This is a genomic window from Oceanirhabdus sp. W0125-5 (assembly GCF_027938815.1).
In the GTDB taxonomy this organism is placed as follows: Bacteria; Bacillota; Clostridia; order Clostridiales; family Clostridiaceae; genus Oceanirhabdus.
In genome coordinates this window covers 3,034,231-3,054,304 of the sequence record NZ_CP115913.1, presented here as the reverse complement: position 1 = coordinate 3,054,304, position 20,074 = coordinate 3,034,231, and the positions used below count along the sequence as shown (strand labels likewise).

19 protein-coding genes are annotated in these 20,074 nt (G+C 30.4%); 1 reads left to right on the top strand and 18 read right to left on the bottom strand.

Annotation, left to right across the window (positions count from 1 at the left end; all coding sequences use genetic code 11):
* Nucleotides 1-9: 9 nt before the first annotated feature.
* The 7 genes from pyrH to OW730_RS14040 all read right to left on the bottom strand — a co-directional run bounded on the left by pyrH (nucleotide 10) and on the right by OW730_RS14040 (nucleotide 8,684).
* Complete coding sequence (gene pyrH, locus OW730_RS14070) at nucleotides 10-717, bottom strand: UMP kinase (protein WP_271224690.1); 708 nt, start codon at nucleotides 715-717, stop codon at nucleotides 10-12.
* Nucleotides 718-794: 77 nt separating this feature from the next.
* Nucleotides 795-1,715, bottom strand: coding sequence for a translation elongation factor Ts (gene tsf, locus OW730_RS14065; protein WP_271224689.1), 921 nt, complete (start codon nucleotides 1,713-1,715; stop codon nucleotides 795-797).
* Between the two features lie 31 nt (nucleotides 1,716-1,746).
* Nucleotides 1,747-2,448 carry a 30S ribosomal protein S2 gene (gene rpsB / locus OW730_RS14060; RefSeq protein ID WP_271224688.1) on the bottom strand — a complete coding sequence of 234 codons (702 nt, stop codon included), beginning with the start codon at nucleotides 2,446-2,448 and terminating at the stop codon, nucleotides 1,747-1,749.
* Nucleotides 2,449-2,917: 469 nt separating this feature from the next.
* Nucleotides 2,918-3,694 carry a GTP-sensing pleiotropic transcriptional regulator CodY gene (gene codY, locus OW730_RS14055; RefSeq protein WP_271229569.1) on the bottom strand — a complete coding sequence of 259 codons (777 nt, stop codon included), beginning with the start codon at nucleotides 3,692-3,694 and terminating at the stop codon, nucleotides 2,918-2,920.
* A 178-nt stretch (nucleotides 3,695-3,872) separates the two neighbouring features.
* The gene (topA, locus tag OW730_RS14050) at nucleotides 3,873-5,951 is read right to left on the bottom strand and encodes a type I DNA topoisomerase (RefSeq protein ID WP_271224687.1); all 2,079 of its coding nucleotides are present in this window, start codon (nucleotides 5,949-5,951) and stop codon (nucleotides 3,873-3,875) included.
* Nucleotides 5,952-6,064: 113 nt separating this feature from the next.
* Nucleotides 6,065-7,156, bottom strand: a complete 1,092-nt coding sequence (gene dprA / locus OW730_RS14045) for a DNA-processing protein DprA (RefSeq protein WP_271224686.1) — start codon at nucleotides 7,154-7,156, stop codon at nucleotides 6,065-6,067.
* 10 nt (nucleotides 7,157-7,166) lie between these two features.
* Complete coding sequence (locus OW730_RS14040) at nucleotides 7,167-8,684, bottom strand: YifB family Mg chelatase-like AAA ATPase (protein WP_271224685.1); 1,518 nt, start codon at nucleotides 8,682-8,684, stop codon at nucleotides 7,167-7,169.
* 157 nt (nucleotides 8,685-8,841) lie between these two features.
* Here OW730_RS14040 and OW730_RS14035 point away from each other — a divergent pair, with 157 nt between their 5' ends.
* The gene (locus OW730_RS14035; protein ID WP_271224684.1) at nucleotides 8,842-9,201 is read left to right on the top strand and encodes a YraN family protein; all 360 of its coding nucleotides are present in this window, start codon (nucleotides 8,842-8,844) and stop codon (nucleotides 9,199-9,201) included.
* Nucleotides 9,202-9,281: 80 nt separating this feature from the next.
* Here OW730_RS14035 and OW730_RS14030 read toward each other — a convergent pair whose 3' ends face one another.
* The 11 genes from OW730_RS14030 to smc all read right to left on the bottom strand — a co-directional run bounded on the left by OW730_RS14030 (nucleotide 9,282) and on the right by smc (nucleotide 19,980).
* Nucleotides 9,282-10,100: a ribonuclease HII gene (locus OW730_RS14030; protein WP_271224683.1), complete on the bottom strand. Its 819-nt coding sequence runs from the start codon at nucleotides 10,098-10,100 to the stop codon at nucleotides 9,282-9,284.
* A 4-nt stretch (nucleotides 10,101-10,104) separates the two neighbouring features.
* Nucleotides 10,105-10,977 (bottom strand): ribosome biogenesis GTPase YlqF, encoded by an 873-nt coding sequence (ylqF, locus tag OW730_RS14025; RefSeq protein ID WP_271224682.1) that lies wholly within the window; start codon nucleotides 10,975-10,977, stop codon nucleotides 10,105-10,107.
* A gap of 66 nt (nucleotides 10,978-11,043) precedes the next feature.
* On the bottom strand, nucleotides 11,044-11,397 hold the full coding sequence (gene rplS / locus OW730_RS14020) for a 50S ribosomal protein L19 (protein ID WP_271224681.1): 354 nt from the start codon (nucleotides 11,395-11,397) through the stop codon (nucleotides 11,044-11,046).
* Nucleotides 11,398-11,493: 96 nt separating this feature from the next.
* Complete coding sequence (gene trmD / locus OW730_RS14015; protein WP_271224680.1) at nucleotides 11,494-12,222, bottom strand: tRNA (guanosine(37)-N1)-methyltransferase TrmD; 729 nt, start codon at nucleotides 12,220-12,222, stop codon at nucleotides 11,494-11,496.
* The gene (rimM, locus tag OW730_RS14010; RefSeq protein WP_271224679.1) at nucleotides 12,219-12,722 is read right to left on the bottom strand and encodes a ribosome maturation factor RimM; all 504 of its coding nucleotides are present in this window, start codon (nucleotides 12,720-12,722) and stop codon (nucleotides 12,219-12,221) included. Before rimM ends, trmD begins: the two co-directional genes overlap by 4 nt.
* Nucleotides 12,723-12,957: 235 nt before the next feature.
* Nucleotides 12,958-13,185 (bottom strand): KH domain-containing protein, encoded by a 228-nt coding sequence (locus OW730_RS14005; protein ID WP_271224678.1) that lies wholly within the window; start codon nucleotides 13,183-13,185, stop codon nucleotides 12,958-12,960.
* Nucleotides 13,186-13,214: 29 nt separating this feature from the next.
* Nucleotides 13,215-13,460 carry a 30S ribosomal protein S16 gene (rpsP, locus tag OW730_RS14000; protein ID WP_271224677.1) on the bottom strand — a complete coding sequence of 82 codons (246 nt, stop codon included), beginning with the start codon at nucleotides 13,458-13,460 and terminating at the stop codon, nucleotides 13,215-13,217.
* Between the two features lie 37 nt (nucleotides 13,461-13,497).
* Nucleotides 13,498-14,859, bottom strand: coding sequence for a signal recognition particle protein (gene ffh, locus OW730_RS13995; RefSeq protein ID WP_271224676.1), 1,362 nt, complete (start codon nucleotides 14,857-14,859; stop codon nucleotides 13,498-13,500).
* A gap of 11 nt (nucleotides 14,860-14,870) precedes the next feature.
* Nucleotides 14,871-15,224: a putative DNA-binding protein gene (locus OW730_RS13990; protein ID WP_271224675.1), complete on the bottom strand. Its 354-nt coding sequence runs from the start codon at nucleotides 15,222-15,224 to the stop codon at nucleotides 14,871-14,873.
* 159 nt (nucleotides 15,225-15,383) lie between these two features.
* Nucleotides 15,384-16,295, bottom strand: coding sequence for a signal recognition particle-docking protein FtsY (ftsY, locus tag OW730_RS13985; protein WP_271224674.1), 912 nt, complete (start codon nucleotides 16,293-16,295; stop codon nucleotides 15,384-15,386).
* Nucleotides 16,296-16,410: 115 nt separating this feature from the next.
* On the bottom strand, nucleotides 16,411-19,980 hold the full coding sequence (gene smc / locus OW730_RS13980; RefSeq protein WP_271224673.1) for a chromosome segregation protein SMC: 3,570 nt from the start codon (nucleotides 19,978-19,980) through the stop codon (nucleotides 16,411-16,413).
* Nucleotides 19,981-20,074 lie beyond the last annotated feature (94 nt).

Here is a 20,074-nt window from a genome sequence, read left to right as displayed (position 1 = left end):
ACCCCCGTATTATTTTACTAATGTTCCTATCTGTTCACCTTGAACAGCTAGTTTTATATTATCTGGTTTTTCTAATGCAAATACTAAAATTGGTATTTCATTATCCATGCAAAGAGATGTTGCGGTTGAATCCATAACCTGTAATCCTTTTTCTAATACTTCTATGTATCTTAAAGAATCAAATTTCTTTGCATCATCATACTTATTCGGATCCTTATCATATACTCCATCAACATTTTTAGCCAATAAAATTATATCAGCCTCTATTTCAGCCGCTCTTAATGCAGCTGCTGTATCAGTTGAGAAATATGGATTCCCTGTTCCAGAAGCAAAAATTACAACTCTTCCTTTTTCCAAGTGTCTCATAGCTCTTCTTCTTATAAATGGTTCCGCTACTTCTCTCATCTCAATTGCTGTTTGAACCCTAGTTTGAACTCCCATACTTTCAAGTGAATCTTGCATCGCAAGGGCATTGATACACGTTGCCATCATTCCCATATAGTCAGCAGTAGTTCTGTCCATATCACTTCCATTTCTGCCTCTCCATATGTTCCCGGCACCAACTACAATTCCACATTCAATTCCCATATCAACTATTTCTTTAATCTGCTCTGATATATTTTTAACTATATCAAAATCTATCCCATATCCTTTAGGGCCAGACAATGCTTCACCTGATAGTTTCAACATAACTCTTTTATATTTTCCAGTACTCATATTAATATTATACCTCCAAATGTCAAGAATTGCTAATTATTTGAAAAAAAGAGAACACGCTAGTGTTCTCTCTTCTATTACTTGCTAAGCTGTCTTTGAACTTCTTCAGCAAAATTCTCTTCTTTTTTCTCAATACCTTCGCCTTTTTCAAATCTTACAAATGCCTTAACACTAATTTCAGCACCTAATTTCTTTCCTTCTTCTTCAAGAAGCTTAGAAATAGTAAGATCTCCATTTTTAACCCAAAGTTGATCAACTAGGCATACTTCTTTAAGGTATTTGTTAATTCTACCTTCAACCATTTTATCAACGATTTTTTCTGGTTTACCTTCGTTTAGAGCTTGAACTTTATAGATTTCTCTCTCTTTTTCAATTTTTTCTTGATCAACAGAGTTTCTATCTAAGAATAATGGATTAGCAGCAGCAACTTGCATAGCTACCTCTCTAGCTAATGCTTTTACTTCTTCAACCTTATCAGTGTTACTTTCTAATTCAACAAGAACACCAATTTTACCACCACCGTGGATATAACTGTTGATTGCTCCATTTTCAACGCTTAACTTCTGGAATCTTCTAAGATCCATGTTTTCACCTAATTTAGCTATTAAAGCTGTTAAAGCATCAGCAACAGTCATAGCTTCATCAGCAATATATTTAGCAGCCTTTAACTCTTCGATATCAGCATACTCATTTAAAGCAACTTGCTTAGCAATGTTATCAGCAAAAGCCATAAATGCTTCGTTAGCAGCAACGAAATCAGTTTCACAGTTTACTTCAACGATTGCAGCTTTCTTACCATCTTCAGTAATGAAAGTTTTTACTATTCCCTCAGCAGCAACTCTTCCTGCCTTTTTAGCAGCAGCAGCTAATCCTTTTTCTCTTAAAATCTCAACTGCTCTTTCAATGTTACCTTCTGCTTCATTAAGAGCTTTTTTGCAGTTCATCATTCCTGCACCAGTAAGCTCTCTTAATTCTTTTACCATACTAGCAGTAATCATATTTATTCCTCCATTTCAATTAAGTGGCTTATTATTCAGCTAATTGTTCACCTTGCTTACCTTCTAAGATAGCTTCAGCCATTTTAGAAGCAATAAGCTTAACAGCTCTGATTGCATCATCATTACCTGGAATAACATAATCAATTGGATCTGGATCACAGTTTGTGTCAACGATAGATACAACTGGGATTCCTAATATTTTAGCTTCTGAAACAGCATTCTTTTCTTTTCTTGGGTCAACAACGAACATTGCACCAATTTTAGAAACATCCATATTTCTTATTCCACCTAAGTTTTTCTCAAGCTTTTCTCTTTCAAGCTTTAATTGAGCAACTTCTTTCTTAGGTAAAACATCAAAGATTCCCTCTTCTTCCATTCTATCAAGCTCATCTAATCTACCAATTCTCTTCTTGATAGTTTTAAAGTTAGTTAACATTCCACCTAACCATCTGTTTTGAACAAAGTGCATTCCAGCTTTAGTAGCTTCACTAGCTACAGCTTCTTGTGCTTGCTTCTTAGTTCCAACAAATAATACTTCTTTACCTTCAGCTACAACAGATCTTATGAAATCATAAGCTTCCTCTGTCTTCTTAGCTGTTTTTTGAAGATCAATGATATAGATACCATTTCTCTCTGTGAATATATATGGAGCCATCTTAGGGTTCCATCTTCTTGTTTGGTGTCCGAAATGTACACCAGCTTCTAATAATTGTTTCATAGAAATAACTGCCATTTTAAATCCTCCTTAGGTTTTACCTCCACACTTTTCACCTCACGAAATCCTTGCCGCGAAGCACCTTCATTTGAATCAAAGTGTGTGCGTATTTTTTTTACCTTATTGAGTATACCACATGCTCTTATGTACTTCAACAAAAATTTCACTTTTTTGTACCATATTATAGTTTTATTTATTATATTAACCCAATTTCATACTTTTTATTACCTCAATCGTATCTTTGATGGAATATTAACAAATGCGCCTTTCATTAACTTATCATAGATAATCTTTTATTCTTTAGGAAATTGAATAATTTTTACGAAGAGAACATCACATGTAACGTTGCTTATATCATATATTAAATATTTTTGTTAAATTGAACCAGTCAATTTATAAAGTGCATAAGTAAAATTTCAAAATAAATCTCTATAGCTTATTTCAGAATTATTTAATAAATAAAAAAAAAGCAGTTGATCTGCTTTTTTTATTTCATCTTATTAAGTTCTTCAATTAATTTATTATTAAGGATTTTAATGTGAGTCCCTTTCATTCCTAATGATCTCGACTCAATTACACCAGCACTTTCAAACTTTCTTAATGCATTAACTATAACCGATCTAGTTATGCCAACTTTATCAGCAATTTTTGATGCTACTAATAATCCTTCTTCTCCATCTAATTCATTAAAAATATGTTCAACAGCTTCAAGTTCTGAGTATGAAAGAGTTCCAATTGCAAGTTGAACAACAGCTTTCTTTCTTGCTTCCTTTTCCATATCTTCATTTTTAGCTCTTAATATTTCTAAACCAACTATTGTTGCACTATATTCAGAAATTACTAAATCATCTTCATTGAATTCTTTAGAAAATTTTGAAATAATTAAAGTTCCTAATCTCTCTCTGTTACCCATAATAGGAACAATAGTTGTAATTCTACCTTCGTGAATGCAACTTTCTTCTTCATCAAATACGCAAATTTCAGAATTTGTTACATTAGCTTTAGTTTCATGGATATCCAATAACTTTGAATTATACTCTTCTGGAAATCTCATTTCTTCTAAAATATCATTTTTCATCTTTTCACATTCAAAACCACTGAAAAGATTATAACCAAGAATCTTACCTTTTCTACTAGTTACATAAACATTACTTTCTAATACTTCGCTTAATAGTTTACAAATATCCATAAAAGAAACGGGTTCTGCTCCTGATTTTTGCAATATTCTATTCAACATTCTCGTTTTGTCTAATAATGACATTATAATATCCTCCTCGTTAGTATATATATTAATAGTATTGTTCAAAAATTCAAAATTAAATCAAAAAACTAATCTTGATAATAACGAATCACAGTTAATTATAATATCATACCTTCAATTAATATTCAACATTTTTTTTAAATTTTCGACATAATTAATACTAGTTTCATTCAATTTACTGTTAATTCTTATCTTTTTCTGTGTAATCACATTCTTTATTTGGACAGCTTAAATATTCACCACTCTTTTTTGAATACCTTTTAACTAATAACTCTCCACATTCTGGGCACGGTTTATTTACAGGTTCATACCAACTTACATAGTTACATTCTGGATAATTACTACATCCATAAAAAGTCTTACCCTTTTTACTTCTTTTTTCAACTATAACATTACCGCACAATGGACAATTAACATCTAATTCTTTTGTTATTGCCTTTGTATTTTTACATTCTGGATATCCCGGACATGCTAGGAACTCTCCAAATCTACCTTGCTTTATTACCATATTTCTACCACATTTGTCACATAGAATATCTGTAACTTTATCCTCTATTGTAATCTTAGCAATTTCTTTTTCTGCAATCTCTACCGCTTCTTTTAAAGGTTCATAAAGAGTAGCTACAGTTTTTCTCCATTCTGCGGTCCCTTCTTCAATACAATCTAGCTTTCTTTCAAGTTCAGCAGTAAAATCTATATCAACTATAAACTTAAAATATTCTCCAACAATTTTATTAACTATTTCTCCCAATTCTGTTGGTTGAAGTGTTTTCTTATCCCTTTCTACATATTTCCTACTTAATAGAGTTGATATAGTAGGTGAATATGTACTTGGTCTACCTATGCCGTTTTCTTCCAAGGTTTTAACCAACGAGGCTTCAGAGAACTTAGCAGGTGGTTGTGTAAAATGTTGAATACCTTCCATCTTCTCTAAAATCAGAATATCATCCTTAGCTAATTTAGGTAAAAGTTTCTTTTTCTCTTCGTCACTAGTGGAATATATTTTTGTAAATCCATCAAAAAGAATTACCGATCCTCTAGCTTTTAGTAAGTAATCCCCATTTATAATATTAACTGTAGTATTATCCATGATACAATCACTCATTTGGCTAGCCATAAATCTTTGCCAGATTAAGTTATACAATTTGTACTCATCTTTACTTAATGAATCTTTAGCTATTTCAGGAGTAATATTAACATTACTTGGTCTGATAGCTTCATGAGCGTCTTGTGTATTCTTCTTCTTAGTCTTGTAAATCCTCTTCTCTTCTGGTATATACTTATCTCCAATATTTTCTTTTATAAATTCTAATGCAGCTGTTTGCGCCTCTTCAGAAATTCTTACGGAATCTGTTCTCATATAAGTTATCAATCCAACAGTCCCAAATCCTTTAATATCTATACCTTCATATAATTTTTGAGCATTAGACATTGTTCTTTTTGTACTATATCCAAGTTTTTTATAAGCTTCTTGTTGTAATGTACTTGTTGTAAATGGAGCAGAAGGTGACTTTGCTTTTTTTGAAGTTTTTATTTCATCAATAATATACTTTCCTTTATTAAGTTCTTTTAAAACTTCATTTGTTTCCTTCTCATCATTCAATTCAATTTTTTTACCATTCTTTTGAGCTAATTTTATTTGAAAATCATCCTTCTTTTTATCTTTATATGCCAATCCTTCTATTGTCCAATATTCTTTAGGTTCAAAGGCCTTAATATCTTCTTCTCTATCACATATAATTTTCAATGCTGCTGATTGTACTCTACCAGCACTTAGACCCCACTTGATTTTTCTCCATAATATAGGACTAATCTCATATCCAACAAGTCTATCTAATATTCTTCTTGCTTGTTGTGCATTAACTACATTATCTCTTATTTCTCTAGGATTTTTAATTGCATTTTTAACTGCTGTTTTTGTAATCTCATTAAATTCTATTCTTATTTTTTCTTTTTCATCCATTTTAAGAGCTTTAACTAAATGCCAAGAAATAGCTTCACCTTCTCTATCTGGGTCGGTAGCCAGATAGACTTTATCACTTTTCTTAGCTGCTTTTCTTAATGTACTTAATACATCACCTTTTCCTCTTATGGTTATGTATTTTGGTTCAAAATCATTTTCTATATCAACACCTAATTGACTTTTAGGCAAATCCCTTACGTGACCCATTGTAGCTTCAACTACATAGTTTTTTCCTAAATATTTTTTTATAGTTTTAGCTTTTGCTGGCGACTCAACTATAACTAGTTTTTGTCCCATCATAACCCCTCCGATTTCTATATATTATTTAATCTAATTATCCTCAAAATTTCCAATAGATTATTTATCATACTGTAATAATTTAAATGGCTACATTTTTCTAGATTTTTTTGTTATTTTATCTTGTATTTTTTAACATAAAAATTTCCATTGATACAGCTTATTAAATCATTTATCTGCATTTCAAATAATAAACTATAAAGTACCCTTATGTCAATCTCAGTAATTTTTTTTATTTCATCAAAATGCATAGGAATATCCGATAAAATCGAAAAAATCTTAGAACTACTGGTTTTTTTTTCATAGTCATCTTTGTCTATAATACACTTTTTTTTATGAATTTTCAATATTTCTGTTATATCTGTTATATCATTATATACATAAGCCCCTTCACTAATTATCTTATTACATCCCTTTGAACTCTCAGAAAAAATATTTCCCGGAACCGCCATTACATCTCTTCCTTGCTCCAGTGCCTGCCCCATAGTTATTAAACTTCCACTTTTGCAACTTGCTTCAACTATTAAAAGTAACTGACTTATTCCGCTAATAACTCTATTCCTCTTAGGAAAATTATATCTCATTGGTTTTGTGCCTAATACAAATTCACTTATTATTGCACCACCATTATGAATAATATTTTCAAACATTTTCTTATTAGTATACGGATATAATACATCCAATCCACTCCCTAAAACAGCAAATGTGTCCAATTTGTTTTTTATAGAATAATTATGACATAAGGAATCTATTCCTAATGCTCCACCGCTTATAGTATTTACATTATATTCTCTTAAATACTTTACTATTCCCTTTATTACTTCTTCACCATAATGAGAACTCTTTCTTGAACCTACAATGGAAAGATTCTCTTTTTCATTTATTGAGTCTATCTTTCCTCTATAAAACAACACACTTGGCGGATCATATATTTCTTTCAACAATTTTGGATAGTATTTATCATTTAAGTCTATAGATGAAATATTCATTTTTAAAGATTTCTTATATATTTCCTCTATTATTTTAATCTCAACCCTTTTCTTGCAAGAATATTTAAGTTGAAAGTAATTTATTATCCTTTTGCAATCATTTAATGTCATTTTATTATAATTTTCCTCTTCTATAACTTCATTTAAAATATCTTTCTTAATACGATGATTTAATCCAGTCATACTCAACCATGTATGAAAAAACAATTTTACCATTATCCTTACCTCACTTTACGATACTGTAAATACCTTGCCTATAGTTTATAGCCTCTGATATATGACTATATTCAATCTCTTCACTTCCCTCTAAATCCGCTATAGTTCGTGCTATCTTCAAAATCTTAACGAATCCTCTATTGGTAATTTTAATTTTTTTACATACATCACATAAATACGCAATTAACTCATCAGAAACTACATGATTCTTTTTTAATAATTTCATTGAGGCACTGCTGTTAAATTGATCATTTTTATATCGTTTTTTCTGCACTTCCCAAGCCTTTTCAATTCTTTTCTGTATAATCTTTGAAGCATCGCCTTTTATTGAATTCTCACCTATATTTTTTAATTTATTACTCAAAAAAATAATCAAATCAAATCTATCCATTATTGGCCCAGATAGCTTCGATCTATATTTATTTATTTGTGATAATGAACATTTGCATTCACTATCGTCACCACCAGAATATCCACAAGGACATAGGTTAGAAGTTGCAATAAATATAAAATCACAAGGATATTCAATATATTTCAAGTTTTTATTAATCTGAATCTTCTTATCTTCAATAGGTTGTCTTAATGTTTCTATTTTACCTCTTTCTAGTTCTAAAAATTCATCTATAAATAATACTCCCTTATGAGCTAATGTTATTTCTCCTGGAGATAAATTTCTCCCTCCTCCAATAAGACCTAACTTAGTTATACTATTATGAGGTGCTCTAAATGGTCGTTTCTTCATTAACCCTTCTTTAGACATCTTTCCTACAGCTGAGTAAATACTTGTAACTTCTAAACTTTCTTTATATGTAAGCTTTGGCAATATTGTATACAATCTACTGGCTAACATACTTTTTCCACAACCTGGTGGACCTAATATCAATATGTTATGCTTCCCCGCAGCCGCTACTTCTAATGCTCTTTTACCATATTCATTTCCAATAACTTCATTCATATCAACATCGTAATCCATATCAAATTTTTCAGTAGGTTTTCTACTTTTTATCCCTTTCATATCTCTATATTTTATATACATAAAAACTTCTCTTAACGTAGTAAATGGATATATCTCAATTCCTTCAATTGTTAAACATTCTTTTAGATTACCATATGGAATTATAAATTTCTTTTCTCCTATTTCACTCAAACTCTTTGTTAATGTGAACGCTCCTTTAATACTCCTAATGTCACCATTTAATGATAGTTCTCCAAAGATAATATCACTCTCAACCCCTTCAATAGAAATACCATATTCTATACATAATAATGCAACTGCAATTGGTAAATCAAATAACGTCCCTTCTTTTCTCACATCAGCTGGTGCAAGATTGACAGTTACGCGTCCGGCAGGAAAATTTAAATTAGAATTTTCGATAGCTGCTCTAACTCTATCTTTTGCTTCTTTCACTTCTGTGCTTCCAAGTCCAACAATATTAAAAGCTGTTAGTCCTTTTGATACTTCAACTTCTACTTGAATACGCTGACCACCGATTCCCTCAATACAAACACTTTTCACATTAATTGCCATATAATTCCTCCTAATTATAATTTACAATCATAATTATTGACAATATGTTCATTTTTATATCAATTATGAAACATATGTTTTTATTTTTTGTTTTAGTCAATACTTATAGATAGATAAATCACTCTATAAAGAATAAAGAACAAATAAGGAGTTAAAAATGAAATCTTATAAGAAAACTTTTGGAAGTATAAATGAAAATATCGTTGGTTCTTATCTTGAATCTAATGATTACATAATCATTGAAAATAATTACAAACATAAGCTAGGAGAGATTGATATAATAGCTCACGATGTAAAAAATAACTGTATATGCTTTATAGAAATTAAAAGTAAATTTAATGATACTTTTAGTATTTATCCTTCAGTTACAAAAAAGCAATTATATAGAATCAGACGTTCAGCTTCAATATATTTAAATAAATATTTTCCTAATAAGAATGGTCGTATAGATCTAATTAATATTGCTAATGATGGTATTAAATATTCTATTGACCATGTAAAAGATATAATTTGGTAATTATATTGTAAACTTTTTATTAAATAAATAAAGGATTCCAAATAATTGGAATCCTTTATTTAAAAAAATATTAACATTTATTATACATTTATTAGATTTCTTATAAATGACTTTCTGTGAATATCCGTATGACCACATTTTCTCAACGCTTCAATATGCTTTTGTGTTCCATACCCAACATTACTTTCAAAGTCATATTCCGGATACTTTTTTGAGTATTCTTTCATAATTCTATCTCTATATACTTTAGCTAGAATAGATGCACAAGCAATAGCAGCACTCTTAGTATCACCTTTAATTACTGCCTCATTATCAATATTAAAATTCTTTATGGAATATCCATCACAAAGTACTTTATCCGGTTTAACATCTAAACCTAATATTGAATTCTTAAAAATTTCATTGTTACACCAAGCAATACCTTGACTATCAATAGTCCCATTATCTATTCCTACAATTTTATAGTCAACACACCTTTTAATTATTTCATCATACAATCTTTCTCTTTCACACTCTTTAATTTTTTTAGAGTCATTTATTCCCAATATCAAGTTCTCTACTTCTAGTGAACTATAATCTAAAACTACAGCTGCTCCAACTATCGGTCCAGCTAATGGCCCCCTGCCAACTTCATCAACACCTGCAATAATCACCCCATTATTGTGGTTAATATCAAACTCATATAGTTTTTTTACTCTTTCAATCTCATTCAGTAGTTTAGTGATTTCCTTCTCACACTTTACTTTCAAAGACTTTACTGCACTTCGCCCATCTTCATCTAAAACAGAGACTAATTTGGTTATATTATCAACATCTTTAGATGCATACATTTTCTCTAGTTCTATTTTAACAATATCTTTTATTTCTTTAACTTTTAATGACCCAAGATCTTTAATCATATACCTATGGCTTCTCTATAGAGATTTTGCCAATTTTCCCTCCCCTGAATTCATCTAAAATAATAACTGACACTCTATCGTAATTAATCTCACCTTTTTTAAGAAGACAACCTCTTTTTCTTGCTATTTCTTCCATAGTTTCTAATGGATCATCTGATACATAATCTAATTTATATCTCTCTTGAAGATTTTCTGGATAATCAACAACTAGTCTTTCTAACAATTTATATGCTAAATCTTCTATATTCAGAATTTCGTCTTTAATTGCCCCTGTGAAAGCTAGATTCTGAGCAACAACTTGATCTTTAAACTTAGGCCATAAAACCCCAGGAGTGTCTAACAATTCAATACCTAAATCCGTCTTTATCCATTGATTGGATCTTGTAACACCAGGCATATCACCCGTCTTTGCTCTCTTACCTTTAGCCATTCTATTAATAAATGAAGACTTTCCTACATTTGGTATACCTACAACCATAGCTCTTGTCACAAAGTTCAATACCCCTTTGCTTTCCATTCTCTCTCTTTTATCTTTCATTAATTTATCAATAGCTTTTTTTATTTCATTTATTCCATATCCTTTAACGCAGTTAGTTAATACAACCTCAACATTATCTTCCTTTAATTTTTCTACCCACTTATTAGTTACTTTATCTTCAGCCAGATCGTACTTATTTAGTAATATTACTCTTGGCTTACCTTTGCAAATTTTATCAATTTCAGGATTCTTACTAGCTTCAACGATTCTTGCATCCCTAATCTCTATAACAATATCTACAAGCTTAAGTTCTTCCTGAATCTTTCTTTTAGTTTTTGCCATATGCCCAGGATACCAGTTAATATTTTTTATACTATTAACACTTTCTATTCCATGCATAGTTTTCTCCCTCCTTATAAAAGTGTATATTTATAATCAAAAAAGGGGCCTAAAGCCCCTCTTGAATTACTTTCTTACGATTTTCTCTTTAACTTTAGCAGCTTTACCTACTCTGTCTCTTAAGTAGAATAACTTAGCTCTTCTTACTTTACCTAATCTAACAATTTCAATCTTTTCAATGAAAGGTGTGTTAACTGGGAAAGTTCTCTCTACACCAGTACCGTAAGCAACTCTTCTTACAGTGAAAGTTTCTCTAATTCCACCGTTTTGTCTCTTAATAACAGTACCTTCGAAAATCTGAATTCTTTCTTTTTTACCTTCAGTAATTCTTACGTGAACTTTTACAGTATCACCAACGTGAAACTCTGGTAAATCAGTTCTAATTTGTTCTTTTTCAATAGCTCTTATTATATCTTGCATTTGTACAACCTCCTTCTTATATTTAGACGTTCTATAATAGATTTTCTATCAGAGGACCGCCTGAAATCGCACAAGTATTATATTAACATACATATTTTAATCTTTCAAGTATTTTTTTTTATTTTTCAACAATTTTATATCTTCTTTAGTCATAACATACTTATCATACAAATCTTTTCTGTACTTCTTTGTAATTTCTAAAGATTTAATTTTTCTCCATTTTCTAATATTGTCATGATGACCTGACAATAAAACATCAGGAACCTTATCACCTTCAAAATCTGCAGGTCTTGTGTATTGAGGATATTCTAGCAACCCATTATAAAAAGATTCATCCATAAAACTTTCTTCGCTGCCAAGAACTCCTGGAATTAATCTACTTATACTATCAACAATTGGTAGACATGCCATTTCCCCTCCAGTAAGTATAAAGTCACCTATGGAAATTTCTTCATCTATATATTTCCTTGTTCGCTCATCTATACCCTCATAATGACCACAGAGGAATATTAACGATTCTTCCTTAGATAGTTCTTGAGCTTTTTTATGATTAAAACTTTTACCTCTAGGTCCTAAAAATATCACTTTCCCCTTATTATTCTCTTTTACCTTCCTAATGCAATCAACTATGGGTTGAGGAGTCATAACCATGCCTGCTCCTCCTCCATAAGGATAATCATCTGCTTTTTTATGTTTATTTTCAGAGTAATCTCTAATATTCACAATACTCAATTCTAAATGCCCACTTTCCTGTGCCCTTTTCATAATACTATGATTAAATACTTCGAACATCTCAGGAAAAAGTGTTAAAATATCTATCTTCATTCATCCATCCACTCTTTTATAGGCTTGATAATTATTTTTTCTGAATCAATATCTACATTTAATACAATTTCTTTTAATACAGGAACTAAAATATCCTTCTTTTTCTGATCTTTAATCCAATAAACATCATTACTACCAGTGCTTATTACATCATATATTTTACCTAATTGAAGACCATTTTCATCAAACACCATACAACCAATTAAATCAGCTATATAATATTCTCCTTCTTCAAGTTCAACAGCATCTTCTCTATTAACTGAAATATACTTATCTCTAAGCACAGCAGTATCTTCAATTCTATTGAAACCTTCTAATTTCAAAATAGCTTTAGTACTCTGAAGTTTAACACCTTCTACTATAACTTCTTTATCGTCAATTATAACTGTTTTAAGCTTTTTGAATCTCTTAAGATCATCAGTAAGCGGTATCACCTTCACTTCTCCTCTAATACCATGAGCTTTCGTTATCTTCCCGATTACTAAAGTTTCGTTCTTCATACCACACCTCAAACTGTTTAAATTTTAATATATTAATATACATCTTTATAGAGATTCCAACTCAAATCATAATTTATACGTGTCCATAACTCGTTGATACGCCGAGCTTTTGGAACAAGTATAAATTAATTTTCGTAAAGGAATCTCTATAATGTACTTAAATTGTATATGTACAATATTATTTACTAATAATATACTTTTTTATACAAAATAAGAGTTAGGAAGCCCTAACTCTTTATATTATTTCTACTACTACTCTTTTATTCTCTTTGATAGCGCAAGCTTTAACAACAGTTCTAATAGCCTTAGCTATTCTGCCTTGCTTACCTATTACTTTACCCATATCATCTTGAGATACTTTTAGCTCAAGAATTATGGATTGTTCACCAGAAACTTCATTAACTTCAACCATCTCTGGATTATCTACAAGAGATTTGGCTATTACCTCTAGCAATTCTTTCATCGAGATACGCCTCCATTCAACATTATATACTATTTGTTGATTCCTACTTTGTTAAATAATTTCTTAACAGTTTCTGTTGGTTGTGCACCATTGCTTAACCACTTAGCTGCCTTTTCTTCATCAATCTTGATTACTTTAGGCTCTGCAACTGGGTTGTAGTATCCGATCTCTTCGATGTTTCTACCATCTCTTGGAGCTCTTGAATCTGCAACTACCACTCTATAGAAAGGAGCTTTCTTAGCACCCATTCTCTTTAATCTGATTTTAACTGCCATTATAAATTCACCTCCTTAAATTTTTCATTTGCTTATATTAAAATGGGAATTTCCCAAATAAACCTTTAGAAGCTTTCTTTCCAAAACCTTGACTCATTCCTTTAAACTGCTTCATCATTTTCTTTGATTGTTCATACCCTTTAAGCAGCTTATTAATTGCAGCAACATTTACTCCTGCGCCTCTAGCAATTCTCTTTTTTCTTGATGATGAGCTCTTAATAAGACTAGGTTTTCTTCTTTCAGCAACTGTCATAGAATTAATCATCGCTTCAACACGCTTCATTTCTTTTTCAGAAGCTTCCATATCTAAATTACTCATCATTGATTTATTAACTCCAGGAACCATTTCCATAATCTTACCTAATGGGCCTAATTTTTTCATTTGCTTCATTGCTGAAAGGTAGTCTTCAAAATTGAATTCTTCATTCATCATTCTGTTAGACAATTCTTCAGCTTCTTTCTCATCAATAGCACTTTGTGCTTTTTCAATAAGAGATAATACATCTCCCATTCCCAGAATTCTCGAAGCCATTCTATCTGGATGGAATACCTCTAAGTCATTAAGTTTTTCTCCAACTCCAGCAAACTTAATTGCTTTTCCAGTCATTGCCTTAATTGATAATGCAGCTCCACCACGAGTATCACCATCAAGTTTTGTAAGTATAACACCATCAATGTTTAATAACTCATCAAATGTAGTAGCAACATTTACTGCATCTTGCCCAGTCATAGAATCTACAACAAGTAGAATTTCATCTGGATCTACACATTCTTTTACATCCTTAAGTTCTTGCATAAGTTCTTCATCAATATGAAGTCTTCCTGCTGTATCTATAATAACAACGTTGTTGTCATTTGCTTTTGCATGTTCAATAGCTGCTTTTGCAATATCTACAGGACTCACCTTATCTCCCATACTAAATACAGGAACATCTATGGATTTACCTACAACTTGCAATTGTTTAATCGCAGCTGGTCTATAAATATCACACGCTACAAGTAAAGGTCTTTTATTTTTCTTTCTAAGATGCATAGCGAGCTTACCACCCATTGTTGTTTTACCTGCACCTTGCAAACCTACTAGCATAATTACTGAAATGCCATTTGCTTTTAAATTTATTTCTTTAGTCTCATCACCCATTAAAGAAGAAAGCTCATCATTAACAATCTTAACTACCTGTTGACCAGGCGTAAGACTCTCCATTACTTCGCTTCCGTTGCATTTTTCTCCCACTGTCTTTACAAAGTTTTTTACTACTTTGAAATTAACATCAGCTTCCAAAAGTGCTAGTTTAACTTCCCTCATGGCCAATTTAATATCTTTTTCTGTTAATTTTCCTTTACCTTTAAGCTTTTTCATAGCTTCTTGTAATTTTGACGCTAATCCTTCAAATGCCATATAGGAACCTCCTAATAAATTTCATTTAAGAATTTCAACACATCATTTAGACAACCCAGCAACTTTTCTCTGTTAATTTCATCTTCACTGGTAATGTCATCTATACTGTCATTTACTTTAGCAGTTAATTTGTCCACCGATAATCTTTTATTAAGATAAGATAACTTTGATTCATAATCATACAAAGTTTTTTCACTTCTTTTTATTAGATCATGAACAGCTTGACGGCTTTTCCCTGTATTCTCCGCTATCTCTGCCAAGGACAAATCAGCATTATAATACAATTCCATCACATTTTTTTGATTTTCTGTTAATAATGCTCCATAGCAATCTAACAGAAATGAAATCTCAAACCTCTTATCCATAATTATCACCAACCTAATAACCTGACAACGATATTTATATTAACAGATTAGAATGATGCTGTCAAGTATTTTTACTTAACACCCATAACCCGACAACGATATTAATATTAACAGATTAAACCACGGCTGTCAAGTATTTTTACTTAACACTTTTAAAAATTAATCAAAAAGTGCATTAACAAATTCAGATGCATCAAATTCTTGTAAATCTTCTATACCTTCTCCAACTCCAATATACTTCACTGGAATATTTAATGTATTTTTTATTGATATAACTATACCACCTTTAGCAGTACCATCTAGCTTAGTAAGTATAATACCATCAATTTTACTCGCTTCCATAAATTCCTTTGCTTGTGAAACAGCGTTTTGACCTGTTGTTGCATCAAGCACTAGATATGTTTCCTTTTGCGCTCCACTGAATTCACTTTCAACAATTTTATTAATCTTAGCTAATTCCTTCATAAGATTCTTTTTATTATGCAACCTTCCTGCTGTATCACATATTAATATGTCAGAACCTCTTGATTTTCCAGCTGAAATCGCATCAAATATTACTGCACCAGGGTCTGCCCCTTCTTTATGTTTAATTATATCTACCTCTGCTCTATTTGCCCATACTTCTAATTGATCAATGGCAGCAGCTCTAAATGTATCTCCAGCTGCTAACAAAACTTTTTTACCACTTTCTTTATATCTACTTGCAATCTTACCAATTGAAGTAGTTTTCCCTGCCCCATTTACACCAATAATTAAAAGAACCTTAGGAAATTCTTCTTCAATTTCCTCAGCGTCTTCTTCAAGCATCTCTACAATAACTCTTCTCAAACACGGCTTAACCTCAGAAGGTTCACTAATTTTCTCTTCTTTAATTTTCTTTTTTAATCTCTCAATGATGTCTACAGTAGTGTCAAAACCAATATCCGCCATAACAAGAATTTCTTCAAGTTCTTCGTAAAGATCTTCATCAATAGTTACTGCAAGTTTTAATACCTCATTCACCTTATCTGTTATAGAATCTCTTGTTTTCTCTAAACCACTTTTAAGTTTACCAAATAATTTTCCAAACATATTTTTCCTCCAAACTATACAGATATTCCAACTCAAATATTAATTTATACAAGTCCATAACTCATTAATACTTTGAGATTTTGGACAAGTATAAATTAATTTTCCTACGGATTATCTATACCTGAATTGCATTATTATTTAAATCCATTGACAGTATTTTAGAAACACCTTTTTCTTCCATTGTAACCCCATAAATAACGTCACTCATGTGCATAGTTCCCTTTCTATGAGTTATAACAATAAATTGAATATTTTCAGAGAATTTTTTTAAAAACTCTGCATATCTAAATACGTTTGCATCATCCAAAGCAGCCTCAATCTCATCCAAAATACAGAATGGCGTTGGCTTCATTTTAAGAATTGCAAACAAAAGTGCAATTGCAGATAATACTTTTTCTCCACCTGACATTAGGGAAATATTTTGAAGCTTTTTTCCTGGTGGTTGAACATTAATTTCAATATTAGCTTGCAGCTCATCACCTTCACTAAGTATCAAATCAGCACTACCACCCTTAAATAATTCTTTAAATGTTGCATCGAAGTTTTTTCTCATTATTTCAAAATTTTCTTTAAAAAGGGTTCTCATTTCATCTGTCATCTCATCTATCAACTTTAACAACTCATCTTTTGAGTTTATCAAGTCTTCTCTTTGAGTACTCATAAATTCAAACTTTTCTTTAACTTCTTTATATTCTTCAATAGCCCCAAGATTTACAGTGCCTAATTTAGATATTTTTTCTTTAAGCACTTTAATCTCTTTTGTTGCTACAGAAATATCAATATTTTCATCTTTAAAATCTTTTGCTTCAGCTAAAGTTAAGTCAAAATCTTCATTTAACCTTTGGAATATATTCTCCCTCTCACTCTCTAGCTTAGCTTTATTGATTTCAACTTTATTAAGATTTTTATTAATTAATTCAACATTTTTCTCTTCATTCATTAAATCTTCAGAGTATTTTTTAATATAATCTTTAATCTTAATTTTTTTATCCTCATTCTCTTTAAATATTTCATCAGCTTTTATTAAATATTCTTCAATATTCTTAACTGTTTCAATATCTTCAGAAATCTTTTTAGAACTAATTTCTTTATCCATGTATGATTTTTGCACTTCTTTATCTAAGTCATGTTTTCTTTCATTTATAGAATTAAGTTCAATAGTAATCCTATTAATCTCACTAGTTTTGTTAGTTATCTTTTGAACAGTTTCAGCTTCAGTGATTCTAATTTCAGTTAATTCCTTATCAGCTATTTTTTTCTCTTCTTCCATTTGAATTTTCTCATTTCTTAATAACTCTATATTTTTTTCACTTATTTCAAGCATTTTAGTTAGACCACTATTTTTTTCTTCAAAGCTTGATAACTCGTCTTTTCGACTAACTATTTCATTAATAATCACATTCAAAGATTCTTTCCCACTAGCTACTTCTTTCATAAGATTAACTTTTTCTTCATCTATCCCTTTGATTCTAGTTCTAATTTTAGCTCTTTCTAATTCTTCGCTATGAATCAAATCTTTAATATTAAGATTTTTTTCATCTAATATTTCAATATTTTTTTCAAAATCTTTTCTATGTTCTTTTAATTCTTCAATTCTTTTTTTAAGTTCTTCACTTCGTACATTCAATTCTTCAATCTCTCTTTTTCTACCCATGATTGAATTATTTTTATTATATATACTTCCACCAGTCAAAGAACCTCCAGGATTTATAACTTCTCCATCAAGTGTAACTATTCTAAAATTTAGTCCACCTTTTTTACCGATGGCCAACCCATTGTCCATATTATCAGCTATTACTGTTCTTCCTAGAGTATATTCAATTGCATTAGTATACTTCTTATTGAAAGATACTAAATCACTAGCAATACCAATGTACCCTTTCATGCCTTTGATGTTATTATCAATGTTAACCCTTTTTCCTTTAACAATATCAATAGGCAAAAACGTAGCTCTTCCTATTTTCTTATTTTTCAAAGTGTGGATTAAACGCTTTGCAATCACCTCATTCTCAGTAATTACATTAGAAATAGCTCCACCAAGTGCAATTTCAATTGCAAGTTCGTAATTCTTAGGTGTTTTTACTATCTCACCTAACACCCAACACTTATCTTTATATTCAGGAATAAATTTATGAACCTCTCGCATTAATCTTTGGACAGATTTATTATACCCTTCATATTGTTCCTCAAGATTATTTAACGCATTCTTTTTTGCTTCACATGCGTTGAATTCTCTATTTAATTCATCAATATTTTTTTCTAATTTCAACTTTTCTTTTTTTTCAGATAAAATACTCTTATTATTCTCTTCAATAGTAGTCTTCCATCCGCTAATCTGATTATCAATAACTTCAGTTTTATTGATAAGTTCTAACTTTGTTTTTTCTTTGATTTTTAAAGACATATCAAAATTAGAAATTCTCTGTGTAAGTTCAACTTTTTTATCATTAAAATCTTTTAATTCTTTTTCAATTACAAAATAACTGTTTTTCTTATTAAATAATTCTTCTTTAACTTTTTCAATTTCTTCAGTTATCTTTACTATTTTCTTGCTAGATAATTCAATTTTAGACGATAGTTCAACTATCTTCTTATCATAATATATTTTTTTCTCTTCAATTTCTTCTTTTGAACGATTCAATTCATCTAAATCATTAGTGTAGACACTCTTTTCACCTGTAAACTTATTGAATTTTTCATTTAAGGAAATTATTTCTTTTTCTTCTTTTTCAATTACTTGATCAGCATTTTTTATTCTCTCTTTTAAAAGATTAATTTCACCATTCAATTTTTCTTTTAAATTTTTCTCTGAATAATATTTTTGTCTTTCACTAGCATATTCTTTTTCAAATTGTTCAAGAGCTTCATTCCAAGAATTCAATTCATTTCGAGAATTATCCAGTATTTTTTTAGAATTCATTAGTTCTTCATTAATTTCAGTTAATATTTCTTCATTCTTCTTATGACTACTTTCATTTTTCTCAAGTGTTGATAATATTACATTAACTTCTCTTGTCTTTAATGCCGAACTTAATTCAATGAACTCTTCTGCTTTTTCTTTATCTATTCTTAAAGGTTCCACTCTATCTTCTATAGTAGATAATACATCATTAATCCTGATAAGATTTTCTTCTGTATTTTTTAATCTTCTCTCTGCTTCTTTTTTTCTAGTTTTATATTTAACAATACCAGCAGCCTCTTCAAGCAATAATCTTCTATCTTCATTGTGCCCACTAAGAATCGCATCAATTTTACCTTGCCCTATAAGTGAGTATCCCTCTTTACCTATTCCAGTATCCATAAATAATTCTTGTACGTCTTTTAGTCTACACTTAGTATTATTAATTAAATATTCGCTTTCACCTGATCTATATAATCTTCTTGTAATTTTAACCTGCGAATAATCAATCTGTAGCTCACTATCAGAATTATCTAGTATTAAGGAAACTTGTGCAAGCCCAACAGGCTTTCTAAATTGAGTTCCCGCAAAAATTACATCCTGCATTTTTGCTCCTCTTAAGCTTTTTACACTTTGTTCACCCAGAACCCATCTCACAGCATCAGAAATATTACTTTTCCCACTTCCATTTGGTCCGATAACTGCAGTAACACCTTTTTTGAATTCTAATTCAGTCTTATCAGCAAAGGATTTAAACCCTCTAACTTCAATTGATTTTAAAAACATAAAATTTCACCTACATCAATATTAGAATAATTGCGCAACAAGGGATAGTACAGTCCCTATTACGAACACTGCTGTAATTCCTAATAATGTATAT